We start from the raw sequence: 14,447 nt of genomic DNA, 5'->3' as shown, positions 1-14,447 counted from the left end.
GAGGAGGAGATATGTGATGAAATATAGAAACGTATGGATTGTTATGGTCTTGTCTTTCTTTCTTTTTGACTTCGCTTCACTTCAAGCAGCAGAAGCCGGGCATAACCGCGTTCTTGTCGTTGATCAAAAGGGAAGCGGTACATACCGCACCGTTCAGTCTGCCATTGATGCGATTCCAGCAAACAATCAACAACCGGCAACGATCTATATTAAAAATGGCGTATATAAAGAAAAAATTTTGCTTCCGCAAAATAAACCACACGTATCCTTTATTGGCGAAAACCAGCACAAGACGATCCTTACGTATGATGATACAAACGCAAGCACTGGGAGTACAACAAACAGCTCAAGCACAATGATTCGTGCAAACGATTTTTATGCAGAAAATATCACCTTTCAAAATACAGCTGGCAGACATGCTGGTCAGGCAGTTGCGCTGTATGTGTCTGGCGACCGGGCTGTGTTCAAGCAAATACGCGTGTTAGGCTATCAAGATACACTTTATGCAACAGGCACAGGGCGGCAATATTATGAAAATTGCTATATTGAGGGCACGGTCGATTTTATTTTTGGATCAGCCACAGCTGTGTTTAAAAGAGCTGAAATAAAAAGCCTTGGAAATGGGTATATTACTGCAGCATCCACAACAGAAGCGCAAAGGTACGGCTATGTATTCATGGATTCTACGCTGAAAAAGGGGACGGCAGCTGCGCAATCGGTTTATTTAGGACGTCCGTGGAGACCTCATTCGGCTGTAACATTCCTTCATACAAAAATGGATGGATCATGTGAAAGCAGAGGGATGGCATAACTGGGATAACCGTGACAATGAAAGAACGGCCAGATATAAAGAATTTGGATCGACAGGAGCGGGAAGCAGTCCAGCAAACCGCGTAAAATGGTCAACCATTTTAACCCAAAATGAAGCAAGTCAAATCACGGTTCAGGCTGTTCTTCGCGGAACCGATGGCTGGAATCCAGAAAAGAGGTAAGGGGCTTGTCAGTTTTCGTCAAAGAAAGCTGACTTTTCTGTTTAAAAAACCTTTGAGAACAAACGTTCTTTTGTGTATAATGAACATATTCTTCTAAAATTGGCTGCAACAAAAAGGAGGGATTGCGTGAAGCGTTTTTCACAGCTCATGTTTTTACAAATATGTATCCTGTCGATTTTATTTCTCCCTTTTTCAGCGAAAGATGAACAACTCAAAGCTCGTGACGATTCACTTCAATGGATGACAGCTTTAGACGAATTCATACGAACAGCACCTGATTTAGAGGGCGCGATCTCTGGCATCAGCGTCCGCGATACTTCTGACACCTCTCTTCTTTATGAACATCAAGCCGATATTCGTCTTACTCCTGCTTCTAATATGAAACTGCTCACATCAGCCATCGCACTTGATATACTTGGAGAAACACACACATTCCCTACAGACATCTGGATGGATGGTTCCATTCAAAAGAAAACGCTACATGGCAGCCTTTATCTTCGCGGCACCGGCGATCCGGCTTTATTAGAGGAGGATTTTGCAGCACTTGCCAAACAAGTCAAAAAGGCCGGAATACATACCATTCGCGGGCAGCTTGCGGCAGATGACACTTGGTTTGATGACACGAGATACTCCATTGACCTGCCTTGGAGTGATGAGGATCAATATTACGGGGCACAAATTTCTGCTCTCACGGCTTCACCGAATCAAGATTATGATGCAGGGACCGTGATTCTCGAAGTAAAACCAGGAAAAAGAGCAGGACAGAAAGCCGCATATGATATGATCCCAAAGACGGATGTCGCTCAAGTCATCAATCAAGTGAAAACAGTTCCAGAAGGTGAAAAAAAGAAAATCTCTTTTAAGCGCTCTCACGGAACCAACAAGATTACGTTGACTGGGACTATTCCGGTTAAAGCGAGCTCATCTAAACAATGGGTAGCTTTATGGGATCCGTCCGCCTATGCTTTAGACTTAATGAAACGAGCGTTAAAGGCGGAAGGGATTCAAGTAAAGGGACCGCTGAAATCAAAACAAGTTCCTAAAAAAGCCAAAAAAATTGCCTCCCATACATCGATGCCATTATCAGAGCTGCTTGTTCCTATGATGAAATTAAGCAACAATACCCATGCAGAAATTTTGCTAAAGGAACTAGGGAAAAAAGTGAAGAACAAAGGGAGCTTTGAAGCTGGGCTGGACGTCATGAATGAACGGCTTCCTGCGTTTGGCATCGATCCTTCGCTTGCAGTGCTGCGTGACGGATCGGGCATATCACCTATTAACCTTGTCTCTGCTAACCAGTTCACTTTATTTTTGACAAACATTCAAAAGGAAAAATGGTTTAAAACCTATGAACATGCGCTCCCTTTAGCAGGGGCAAGTGAACGAATGGTGGGGGGAACGTTAAGGAACAGATTGAAGGAACCAGCTACACTAGAAAAAGTACGTGCAAAAACAGGGTCGTTAACAACGGTCAGCACACTTTCTGGATATATTGACACGCAGGGCGGGAAAACGCTCGCTTTTTCCATCTTATTAAATCACCTTGTTGATGACGAAAAAGGGAAAGAGATAGAAGACCGTATTGTCAGCATACTAGCTGAGAATCTTTAGATTTAGAGAGAGAAGGAGAACCATCATGACGTTAGATAATAATCAATCTTTAGTAAAAACCATGTCCATTTTTCTCATCCCGCTTTTGCTAAGTAATATTTTGCAATCGATCGGACAATTAGTGTCTATTGTTCTTGTCGGAAGATGGATTGGAGAGAATGCAGTAGCTGCCATTTCTGCATTCTTTCCGCTTTTCTTTTTACTCGTTTCTTTTTCCATTGGAATTGGATCGGGAAGCTCGATCCTTATTGGACAAGCGTATGGAGCAAAAAATGAACAGAAATTAAAAGAAATTATTGGCACAACGCTTTCATTCACTTTTTTGATCGGAGTATCTTTAGCGATCATTGGAGGTTTTTTCGCAACAGACATCTTAAACCTTATGGGAACACCCGCTAATATCGTGGAGGAAAGTGCGGGCTATGCTAGAATTCTATTCATCTCAATGCCGATCTTATTTCTTTATTTTGTTTATACGACCTTCTTGCGAGGGACAGGGGATTCGAAAACGCCATTTTATTTCTTAATGATTAGTACGGCAACGAATATTTTGATGCTGCCCATTTTATTATTTGGATGGCTGGGACTGCCAGCATTCGGCTTATACGGCGCTGCGTATGCTTCTGTGATTTCAACAATTGTGACATTTATCATTCTACACATCTACTTATATAAGACAAAGCACCCGCTTCGCATTGATGCGTCGGTGAGAAAGCATTTATTGATGAAAGGAGATCTATTAAAAACGTTATTAAAGCTCAGTATCCCATCAAGCATTAATATGATCCTCATTTCTTTATCAGAAATTGCCGTTATTTCTTTCGTCAACGATTATGGATCACAGGCAACAGCTGCCTATGGTGTTGTCAATCAAGTCGTGAGTTATGTGCAGATGCCGGCAGTGAGCCTTGGCATTGCGGTCTCGATCTTTGCAGCTCAATTCATTGGCGCAGGAAATATGAATCGACTGAAAGATGTCATTAAAATTGGGTTAGGTCTTAACTTTGCCATAGGCGGATGTATCATTATTTTCGTTTATATTTTTGCACCGCAGATTTTATCTATCTTTTTAACAGATCCTAAGACGATAGACATTGCCTATAGTTTGGTCGTCATTACATTATGGAGCTATCTCATTTTTGGAACGGCCCAAATTGTTGCAGCCACAATGAGAGCAAGCGGGACGGTTCTTTGGCCGACGATCTTTAGTATTTGTTCCATTTGGCTTGTAGAAGTACCAGTCGCTTATGTGCTATCACACTATACATCCCTTGGCATTAAAGGAATATGGATTGGCTACCCTGCAGCTTTCTTTGTAAACTTACTCCTCCAATACAGCTACTATCAGCTCGTATGGAAGAAAAAACAAATTGTAGCGCTTGTTCAATCATAATGTAAAGGGTTAAAGCAGCATATACATACGAAGATCTCTCACTTTAAGGAGGCCGGATCTTCTATGTTTTTGAATCAAAGAAGTGAACTGAGCTCGTACAATATCGGTGACTTTTCTTATGCCGGACCAGATTTCCAAGTGTTGACGTGGGGGGAAGGAACGACATTAAATATTGGGAAGTTTTGTTCCATCGCAAACGAAGTGAAAATTTTTCTAGGCGGGGAACACCGTACAGATTGGGTCACAACGTATCCGTTTAATCAAATTTTCAAAGAAGCTGCCGACATTAAAGGACATCCCAAATCGAAGGGAGATGTTCATATTGGACATGACGTATGGATTGGATATGGTGCGACGATTATGTCAGGAGTACGTATAGGAAACGGGGCCGTGATCGGGGCAAATAGTGTGATCACAAAAGATGTGCCGCCATATGCAATTGCCGCAGGAAATCCCCAGCAGCTCATGAAATATCGATTTTCATCCGAAATAATCGAAAAACTGCAGTTATTAGAATGGTGGAATTTAGAGTTTTCAATCATCCAATCTATTTTTCATCTTTTGCAATCGTATGATATTGAACAGTGTATAAATGTAATAGAAGACATAAAAAAGAAAGGCTGAAAAAGCCTTTCTTTTTTTAGTTTAGCTAAGACGTATGATGGTCAAGGCTGCTCCAGCAGCACCACCTCCGCCAACTAAAATAGCTGTGACAACCGCCCCAAAAAACTGCAGTGAGATGGTATTACCAGCTGTTAAATTAACAATAACAGTGTTGTTGATTAATGAAGTTGAGATAACAGGTGATTGAACAGAACCAGAAATAGTAGTTGTTCCATTTAAAAGCAAACGTGTATTAATCAAAAGAGCTGTAGTGGTGTTGATTTGATACGTAATATAATATTTACCAGTTTGCAGAACGGTAAAAACAGTACTAGTGCCGTTTGCTGTAAAACCAGTAATATTTTGAAAGTTTGGCAAAGGAATATTCGTTCCTCCTGCTACAGTAACGATGGTAGGGCCAGAACTATTAGCAGCATAAAGTGCTGTATCTGTAAAACCACCTGTTCCAGTAGCCCCAGTGACACCTGTCACGCCAGTAGGACCTGTTGGTCCAGTAATACCCGTGGCACCGGTAGGTCCAGTAATACCAGTGACACCAGTAGGACCGGTAGCTCCAGTAATCCCCGTGGCACCCGTAGGACCGGTAGATCCGGTAATACCGGTGGCACCAGTAGGACCGGTAGAACCAGTGATGCCCGTGGCCCCGGTAGAGCCAGTTGATCCAGTAATCCCTGTTGGTCCAGTGATGCCCGTGGCTCCTGTATCACCAGTAGCTCCGGTAATCCCTGTCGCACCAGTAGGACCAGTAGCTCCAGTGATGCCCGTGGCACCCGTAGGACCGGTAGATCCAGTGATACCCGTCACACCAGTAGGACCTGTTGGTCCAGTAATACCAGTGACACCCGTAGGACCGGTAGATCCGGTAATACCGGTGGCACCAGTAGGTCCAGTTGATCCAGTGATCCCCGTGGCACCCGTAGGACCGGTAGATCCAGTGATACCCGTCACACCAGTAGGACCTGTTGGTCCAGTAATACCAGTGACACCCGTAGGACCGGTAGATCCGGTAATACCGGTGGCACCAGTAGGTCCAGTTGATCCAGTGATCCCCGTAGCGCCGGTAGAGCCAGTTGATCCAGTAATCCCTGTCGCACCAGTAGGACCGGTAGCTCCAGTGATCCCCGTAGCGCCGGTAGAGCCAGTTGATCCAGTAATCCCCGTGGCACCAGTAGGACCGGTAGATCCGGTAATACCGGTGGCACCAGTAGGTCCAGTTGATCCAGTGATGCCCGTCGCCCCTGTATCACCAGTAGCTCCAGTGATGCCCGTGGCACCAGTAGGTCCAGTTGATCCAGTGATGCCCGTGGCGCCAGTAGGTCCAGTAGCTCCAGTGATCCCCGTCACACCAGTAGGTCCAGTAGCTCCAGTGATGCCCGTCACACCAGTAGGACCTGTTGGTCCAGTAATACCAGTGACACCAGTAGGACCGGTAGATCCGGTAATACCGGTGGCACCAGTAGGTCCAGTTGATCCAGTAATCCCCGTGGCGCCAGTAGGACCGGTAGCTCCAGTAATCCCTGTCGCACCAGTAGGACCAGTAGCTCCAGTAATACCAGTGACACCCGTAGGACCGGTAGATCCGGTAATACCGGTGGCACCCGTAGGACCAGTAGCTCCAGTGATGCCCGTGGCACCCGTAGGACCAGTTGATCCAGTGATGCCCGTGGCGCCAGTAGGACCGGTAGAACCAGTAATCCCTGTCGCACCAGTAGGACCGGTAGATCCGGTAATACCGGTGGCACCAGTAGGACCGGTAGCTCCAGTAATCCCCGTGGCACCCGTAGGACCGGTAGATCCAGTGATACCCGTCACACCAGTAGGACCTGTTGGTCCAGTAATACCAGTGACACCCGTAGGACCGGTAGATCCGGTAATACCGGTGGCACCAGTAGGACCGGTAGATCCGGTAATCCCCGTGGCGCCAGTAGGACCGGTAGATCCGGTAATACCGGTGGCACCAGTAGGTCCAGTAGAACCAGTGATGCCCGTGGCCCCGGTAGGTCCGGTAGATCCAGTAATCCCCGTGGCACCGGTAGGTCCAGTTGAACCGGTGATGCCCGTGGCACCGGTAGAGCCAGTTGATCCAGTGATGCCCGTCACACCAGTAGGACCTGTTGGTCCAGTAATACCAGTGACACCAGTAGGACCGGTAGATCCGGTAATACCGGTGGCACCAGTAGGTCCAGTTGATCCAGTAATCCCCGTGGCGCCAGTAGGACCGGTAGCTCCAGTAATCCCTGTCGCACCAGTAGGACCAGTAGCTCCAGTAATACCAGTGACACCCGTAGGACCGGTAGATCCGGTAATACCGGTGGCACCAGTAGGTCCAGTTGATCCAGTGATGCCCGTGGCACCCGTAGGACCAGTTGATCCAGTGATGCCCGTGGCGCCAGTAGGACCGGTAGATCCGGTAATACCGGTGGCACCAGTAGGTCCAGTTGATCCAGTAATCCCCGTGGCGCCAGTAGGACCGGTAGATCCGGTAATATCGGTGGCACCAGTAGGTCCAGTAGAACCAGTGATGCCCGTGGCCCCGGTAGGTCCGGTAGATCCAGTAATCCCCGTGGCACCGGTAGGTCCAGTTGAACCGGTGATGCCCGTGGCCCCGGTAGAGCCAGTTGATCCAGTGATGCCCGTGGCGCCAGTAGGACCGGTAGAACCAGTGATGCCCGTGGCCCCGGTAGAGCCAGTTGATCCAGTAATCCCTGTTGGTCCAGTGATGCCCGTGGCTCCTGTATCACCAGTAGCTCCGGTAATCCCTGTCGCACCAGTAGGTCCAGTAGCTCCAGTGATGCCCGTGGCCCCTGTATCACCAGTAGCTCCAGTGATCCCCGTCACACCAGTAGGACCAGTTGGTCCAGTGATGCCCGTGGCCCCGGTAGGTCCGGTAGCTCCAGTGATCCCCGTAGCGCCGGTAGAGCCAGTTGATCCAGTAATACCAGTAACACCAGTAGGACCGGTAGATCCGGTAATACCGGTGGCACCAGTAGGTCCAGTAGCTCCAGTGATGCCCGTGGCACCCGTAGGACCGGTAGATCCAGTGATACCCGTCACACCAGTAGGACCTGTTGGTCCAGTAATACCAGTGACACCCGTAGGACCGGTAGATCCGGTAATACCGGTGGCACCAGTAGGACCAGTTGATCCAGTGATGCCCGTCGCCCCTGTATCACCAGTAGCTCCAGTGATGCCCGTGGCACCCGTAGGACCAGTTGATCCAGTGATGCCCGTCGCCCCTGTATCACCAGTAGCTCCAGTGATGCCCGTGGCGCCAGTAGGACCGGTAGAACCAGTGATGCCCGTGGCCCCGGTAGAGCCAGTTGATCCAGTAATCCCTGTCGCACCCGTAGGACCGGTAGATCCAGTGATCCCCGTAGCGCCGGTAGAGCCAGTTGATCCAGTAATCCCCGTGGCACCAGTAGGACCGGTAGATCCGGTAATACCGGTGGCACCAGTAGGTCCAGTTGATCCAGTGATGCCCGTCGCCCCTGTGGCCCCGGTAGCTCCAGTGATCCCCGTAGCGCCGGTAGAGCCAGTTGATCCAGTAATCCCCGTGGCGCCAGTAGGACCGGTAGCTCCAGTAATCCCTGTCGCACCAGTAGGACCAGTAGCTCCAGTGATGCCCGTGGCACCAGTAGGACCGGTAGCTCCAGTGATGCCCGTGGCACCAGTAGGACCGGTAGATCCAGTGATCCCCGTGGCACCAGTAGGACCGGTAGATCCGGTAATACCGGTGGCACCAGTAGGTCCAGTTGATCCAGTAATCCCCGTGGCGCCAGTAGGACCGGTAGCTCCAGTAATCCCTGTCGCACCAGTAGGACCAGTAGCTCCAGTGATGCCCGTGGCACCAGTAGGACCGGTAGCTCCAGTGATGCCCGTGGCACCAGTAGGACCGGTAGATCCAGTGATCCCCGTGGCACCAGTAGGACCGGTAGATCCGGTAATACCGGTGGCACCAGTAGGTCCAGTTGATCCAGTAATCCCCGTGGCGCCAGTAGGACCGGTAGCTCCAGTAATCCCTGTCGCACCAGTAGGACCAGTAGCTCCAGTGATGCCCGTGGCACCAGTAGGTCCAGTTGAACCAGTGATGCCCGTGGCACCAGTAGGTCCAGTAGCTCCAGTGATGCCCGTGGCACCAGTAGGACCGGTAGATCCGGTAATACCGGTGGCACCAGTAGGACCAGTAGCTCCAGTGATGCCCGTGGCACCAGTAGGACCGGTAGCTCCAGTGATCCCCGTCACACCAGTAGGACCTGTTGGTCCAGTAATACCAGTGACACCAGTAGGACCGGTAGATCCGGTAATACCGGTGGCACCAGTAGGTCCAGTTGATCCAGTGATGCCCGTGGCACCAGTAGGACCGGTAGCTCCAGTGATCCCCGTCACACCAGTAGGACCTGTTGGTCCAGTAATACCAGTGACACCAGTAGGACCGGTAGATCCGGTAATACCGGTGGCACCAGTAGGTCCAGTTGATCCAGTGATCCCCGTAGCGCCGGTAGAGCCAGTTGATCCAGTAATCCCTGTCGCACCCGTAGGACCGGTAGCTCCAGTGATCCCCGTAGCGCCGGTAGGTCCAGTAGCTCCAGTAATCCCCGTGGCACCAGTAGGACCGGTAGATCCGGTTGAACCGGTGATCCCCGTCACACCAGTAGGTCCAGTTGAACCGGTGATCCCCGTGGCACCAGTAGGTCCAGTAGAACCAGTGATGCCCGTGGCGCCAGTAGCGCCAGTAGCTCCAGTGATCCCCGTCACACCAGTAGGACCAGTTGGTCCAGTGATGCCCGTGGCCCCGGTAGGTCCGGTAGCTCCAGTGATCCCCGTAGCGCCGGTAGAGCCAGTTGATCCAGTAATACCAGTAACACCAGTAGGACCGGTAGATCCGGTTGAACCGGTGATCCCCGTGGCACCAGTAGGACCAGTAGCTCCAGTGATGCCCGTGGCACCGGTAGAGCCAGTTGATCCAGTAATCCCTGTCGCACCAGTAGGACCGGTAGCTCCAGTAATCCCCGTGGCCCCGGTAGATCCGGTAGCTCCAGTGATACCGGTGGCACCAGTAGGACCGGTAGATCCAGTAATACCCGTAGCGCCTGCAGGCCCAGTTTCACCTGGTGCTGCTAAAAGTGTGTAATCTGACGACGTATCTGGCGTACCTGAAGGTGGTGCAGAATCCACTATATACGTACCACCACCATAAGTGACCACTTGCCCTACTGAATATGTTGTTGCCATAACAGGATCATAGGCTTCAACACCACTTAATCCGATCCCAGTAGGCCCCGTAGGCCCAGTTTCTCCAGAAGCAGCCAAAAGGGTATAGTCGGGGGAGAGTCCAGGTATTCCTGATGGATCGTCAACATTGGCAATGTAAGTACTGCCATTAAACGTGACCACTTGCCCTGCATCATAATCTTGTGATTGTGAGGGATCAAAAGGAAGAGCGCCGGTTAACCCGCCAGCAGGTCCAGTAGGTCCGGTTGGTCCAGGGGGACCTGCTGGGCCTCTTGGTCCAGCTCTTTGATTTGGTTTTGAATGTTTTATTCCTTTTGCAATCTGGCAAGGTTGATTCCCTTGAGATATCTTTTGTTTTGGATATTCTTGTTTAATGAATGGACAGTCTCTTTTTCGAGGACGGTCATGACGTGATCTTTTGTAATGAGGCTGTTCATGGTATTTACCGCAAAAGGGACATTTGTGTTCGAATTGATTGTACAAATTGCCCATCTCCTAGAATTGATATTTCATTCTATGTGCAAATTTTCAAATTGGAAGTAAAACCTAGGAAATCATCATTTCGAAAATCATCGAATCAAATCATTTAAATCTTTCATGAATTTGTGTTATGGTGTTGAAAGTATAAAATAGTATGATTTTTGACAGAAATGGGGACATCATTTATGAGTCAATCAGTTTTACAAGGCAAAGCCTATTCCGTTTTAAATTTATCCTCAGTGACAGAAGGAGGTACCATTAAAGAATCTTTTGATCGTAGTATGGATTTAGCAAAGAAGGCGGAGAAGTGGGGCTATCATAGATACTGGCTGGCAGAACACCATAACATGGAAGGGGTAGCGAGCTCTGCAACGTCTGTTTTAATTGGATATATTGCGGGAGGAACCGAAAAAATTCGAGTAGGATCTGGCGGGATTATGCTGCCAAACCACTCTTCACTTGTCATTGCCGAACAATTTGGCACACTTGAGACATTGTATCCAGGGAGAATTGATTTAGGTCTTGGCAGAGCACCAGGGACGGATCAGTTAACAGCAAGAGCGCTTAGACGTAATCTTCATAACGGAGAAGATTTCCCAGAGCAGCTTGAAGAACTTCGTCAATATTTCAAGCCGACCGGTCAGGTTAAAAAACATGTAAGAGCTGTTCCAGGAGAAGGTCTGGACATTCCGATTTGGCTCCTTGGTTCAAGTGGTTTTAGCGCCAGACTTGCAGGAGAACTTGGATTACCATTTGCCTTTGCAGCACATTTCTCACCTAAAAATACAATTCCTGCGTTAGAGTTGTACAGACAGTCATTTAGACCTTCTGATGTATTAAAAGAGCCTTATGCCATGGTCGGTGTGACGGTTTTTGCTGCAGATCAAACAGAACGGGCTGAATACTTGGCAACCTCTCATTATCAGCGGTTTTTAAGTCTCATTCGCAACACACCAGGAAAACTGAAGGCGCCTGTCGACAGCATGGACGGTCTTTGGAGTCCATATGAAAAGGCGATGGTGGATGAACAATTAAGCTCGACTATCATTGGGGATAAAGAAAAAGTAAAAATAGAATTAGAAGCCTTTATTGAAGCTACACAAGCAGATGAAGTGATGATTAATTCTGATATGTTCGATCATCAAGAAAGAATGCGTTCGTATGAAATCATCGGAGAGATCTTTCAAGAGGCACAAGAAAAATAAACATAAAAAAAGAACTGCACAGAGCAGTTCTTTTTTATTTAAGCTTTTGTAAAAATGCGAAATGGTTGTCCGATTGGCAGAACAATACGGCCAAAATGTGTATTAAGGACAACAGCTGCAGAACCATAAAATGAAAGCAGGGAAATAATCAATTCCGCAATACCAGCCATGGTATGAGTCACATCGTACATCACACCAAAAGTGCTAAGGGAAAGACCAATGAATAAGAAATCAATAAAGACGAAAATCAAAAATAATACTTTATGTGTTTCCATTGCACCAATCGTCATAAACAAGCTGAAAATCAAATAACCAATAAACGCAAAACCTAACTGTTTTGGATCTGCTGCTCCCGCAAGCGTTTTCCCAAAAACGCCGGCTTGAATGAGCCAAGTTGTTCCAACGCCCATCCAGAAAAGACCGAATGCGCCAAAAGCAGTGGCTCCAAAAATATTATGATGCTTTGAATCTTGTATGGACGCGATCAGCTGCGCGATTCCTCCAAGGAAGATAGCCCAAGGTAAAATAAGGGAAGTGCCATCTGTGATTCCTAGTTTTTGTGAGGACGCAACGAGCGTCACCATTGCTAAACCAAACAAACCAAGTGGTGTTGGGTCTGCAATTGATAATCGAATTGCTTGAACATTCTGTTTTTCCATAATGACCTCCTACAATTTGCACTTACAAAAGATACTCGAATTCGATAGAAACGTCAAGCTCTTTTTTAGTAGACACTTGCATCGTCTTCCAAATAAATCTATATTTAATACATATCAAATGTGATAGAAAAAGAGGGATAAAATGAGGAAGGGCTTATCTGGAAAAACGATTGCCATTTGTGGAACGAGAAAAACAGAAGAAATGCGTACACTTGTCGAAAAGCAAGGGGGACAAGCCGTTATTCGTTCTCTTCAAGGAACCGTATTTTTAGCCAAAGAGGAATTAAAGCCAGGCATAGAAACCTTTGTGAAACAAGGGGCCGACTGGGTGATCTTGACAACAGGCATCGGTACAGATACATTGATTGAGAGTGCAGAAGAGCTGCAGCTTGGTAAAGAATTTATGAACATTCTATCAAATGCCCATATTGCTTCAAGAGGGTACAAAACCTTTGCTGCTTTGAAAAAACGCGGAATTCAGCCTGAGCTCTCTGATGAAGACGGTACAGTTCGTGACTTGATTTCAAAGCTTGAAGACAAGGAATTTCAAGGCAAACGTGTGATGGTGCAGCTTCATGGTGAAAATGCACCAGCTCTCATTCAGTTTTTACATGAAAAAGGGGCAGATGTTTTGCCGCTTTTACCATATCAGCACACACCTCCTGAACCAGAGGCAGCTGAAACGCTGCTGAAAGAAATGAAAGATGGACAAGTACATGCCGTTTGTTTTACAACCGCTGTCCAAGTTCACGCCTTTTTCAAACTAGCTGCAGAATGGGGAAGAAAAGAAGAATTGCAAGCATTATTCGAGCAGCACGTGCTTGCAGTAGCCGTCGGGAAAGTCACTGCTGAAGCTTTAAAAGAAGAGGGAATAGACCGAATTCTTGCCCCGTCACTTGAGAGAATGGGTGCAATGATAATAGAGCTATCCCGATATATGGAAAAACAATCAGCACACTCATAAAAAAACGCCTTTCACCAGATCAGTGAAAGGCGTTTTGGTTAGATTGTCCGTTTTCGATTCGTCCGAATTTTTTTGAGTACAAAGTAGAGAACAATCAGGACAATGGCAATGACCATAATAGGGGTTGTATAAGCATGAGCAACACTTTGAATATGATCCCATTTTGTCCCAAGCTGCATGCCAAGATAGATAAATAAGATAGACCAAGGGATGGCAGCTAATCCTGTCAAGAAAACGAATTTCAAAAAAGGCATCTTGGCAATACCCGCTGGAATCGAGATGGCATGACGGACAACAGGGATAAAGCGGGCGGTAAAGACTACACCGGTTCCATACCGGTCAAACCAGCGCTCTGCAGTCGCGATATGATGTTCATGGATGAACAAATACTTTCCATACTTTGTTAAAAAAGGTCTTCCGCCGTACAGACCGATCCAGTAAATAAAACACTGGGCGAGCGTACCACCGATGACGCCGGCAATCACAGCTCCTACAAAACCAATTGTGCCTGTTGACACCATATATCCGCCATAGGCAAGTACAATTTCACTCGGAATGATTTCAATCATCAGCCCTAGTGCTACACCTACATAACCAAGGCTTGTCAGCCAGGTTAAAATTTCATTAAAAAAGGTTCCCATTCATTTCACTCTGCCTTTAAATACGATTTTTCTTCAAGCATCCTTATAAGAGCCTATGCTTGTTTTGCTTTTCTCATGAGTATGCTTTCTATATATGCCAGCATGGCTTGCGGCTCATACAGACACCACTGAACCTGGCTTTTTCATCAAGTCTATGTTAAAAAGCTCTCGTCTAGCAGATTTTATCATACCATATTTGCCGGCATTTAGACGATCTACTTGCTATGTGAAAAATAGTCACCATAAAAGAATAGGCTGCATCCGTTTTTTCAGCAGAACATGATATAATTTGCTAGATGAAACGAACGGGTGGTGCACAAACATGTATTTAACAATTGCAGAAACAGCTGAATACTTGGAAGTATCAGAAGCGTATATTAAAAAATTAATCCAGCAAAAAAAGATCCGTTACGTATTTGACGGGGAATCTTATCTTATTTATCAAGGGCAGTTTCAAACGCATTTAAAGCAGCTCGAACAATATAAAGAGCTCGTCCAAGAGATCTTAAATGAACCGATTCCGGAAGACCCCGATGTAAAGGATGAAGATTAGAATATTGTCATTTTTTCAATTGATTCAACATGGATCAATGTAGAAAGAATAATCTTTATATTAACTTATGCTCAAATGGTTTCCGCTCTTTCT

The 14,447-nt window shown here is 47.1% G+C and carries 9 protein-coding genes and 1 pseudogene; 7 read left to right on the top strand and 3 right to left on the bottom strand.

Going from position 1 to position 14,447, the window contains the following annotated elements; genetic code table 11:
- The first annotated feature begins 16 nt into the window (after positions 1-16).
- The 4 genes and pseudogenes from MHB66_RS09650 (at position 17) to MHB66_RS09635 (ending at position 4,620) form a co-directional block, all read left to right on the top strand.
- Positions 17-992 (top strand): annotated as a pseudogene (locus MHB66_RS09650) (pectinesterase family protein).
- Between the two features lie 126 nt (positions 993-1,118).
- Positions 1,119-2,603 (top strand): D-alanyl-D-alanine carboxypeptidase/D-alanyl-D-alanine-endopeptidase, encoded by a 1,485-nt coding sequence (gene dacB / locus MHB66_RS09645; RefSeq protein WP_046311384.1) that lies wholly within the window; start codon positions 1,119-1,121, stop codon positions 2,601-2,603.
- A gap of 25 nt (positions 2,604-2,628) precedes the next feature.
- On the top strand, positions 2,629-3,996 hold the full coding sequence (locus MHB66_RS09640) for an MATE family efflux transporter (protein ID WP_046311382.1): 1,368 nt from the start codon (positions 2,629-2,631) through the stop codon (positions 3,994-3,996).
- Positions 3,997-4,059: 63 nt separating this feature from the next.
- Entirely contained in the window at positions 4,060-4,620 is a 561-nt protein-coding gene (locus MHB66_RS09635) for a CatB-related O-acetyltransferase (protein WP_046311380.1), read from the top strand.
- Between the two features lie 21 nt (positions 4,621-4,641).
- On the opposite strand, the gene MHB66_RS09630 is transcribed toward MHB66_RS09635, so the two are convergent.
- Positions 4,642-10,344 (bottom strand): hypothetical protein, encoded by a 5,703-nt coding sequence (locus MHB66_RS09630; protein ID WP_342490550.1) that lies wholly within the window; start codon positions 10,342-10,344, stop codon positions 4,642-4,644.
- A 173-nt stretch (positions 10,345-10,517) separates the two neighbouring features.
- On the opposite strand from MHB66_RS09630, the gene MHB66_RS09625 reads away from it, so the two are divergent.
- Entirely contained in the window at positions 10,518-11,537 is a 1,020-nt protein-coding gene (locus MHB66_RS09625) for an LLM class flavin-dependent oxidoreductase (protein ID WP_046311375.1), read from the top strand.
- A gap of 38 nt (positions 11,538-11,575) precedes the next feature.
- Here MHB66_RS09625 and MHB66_RS09620 read toward each other — a convergent pair whose 3' ends face one another.
- Positions 11,576-12,196, bottom strand: coding sequence for a GPR1/FUN34/YaaH family transporter (locus MHB66_RS09620; RefSeq protein ID WP_024425703.1), 621 nt, complete (start codon positions 12,194-12,196; stop codon positions 11,576-11,578).
- A 142-nt stretch (positions 12,197-12,338) separates the two neighbouring features.
- On the opposite strand from MHB66_RS09620, the gene MHB66_RS09615 reads away from it, so the two are divergent.
- Complete coding sequence (locus MHB66_RS09615) at positions 12,339-13,160, top strand: uroporphyrinogen-III synthase (RefSeq protein WP_046311372.1); 822 nt, start codon at positions 12,339-12,341, stop codon at positions 13,158-13,160.
- A 38-nt stretch (positions 13,161-13,198) separates the two neighbouring features.
- On the opposite strand, the gene MHB66_RS09610 is transcribed toward MHB66_RS09615, so the two are convergent.
- Positions 13,199-13,801, bottom strand: coding sequence for a DedA family protein (locus tag MHB66_RS09610; protein WP_034284052.1), 603 nt, complete (start codon positions 13,799-13,801; stop codon positions 13,199-13,201).
- A gap of 322 nt (positions 13,802-14,123) precedes the next feature.
- On the opposite strand from MHB66_RS09610, the gene MHB66_RS09605 reads away from it, so the two are divergent.
- Complete coding sequence (locus MHB66_RS09605; protein ID WP_034284049.1) at positions 14,124-14,354, top strand: excisionase family DNA-binding protein; 231 nt, start codon at positions 14,124-14,126, stop codon at positions 14,352-14,354.
- Positions 14,355-14,447: the final 93 nt, after the last annotated feature.

This window comes from Bacillus sp. FSL L8-0167 (assembly GCF_038630295.1).
GTDB lineage: Bacteria > Bacillota > Bacilli > Bacillales > Bacillaceae > Bacillus > Bacillus safensis.
The sequence above is the reverse complement of the archived record's forward strand: the minus strand, read 5'-3'. Positions and strand labels throughout refer to the sequence as shown.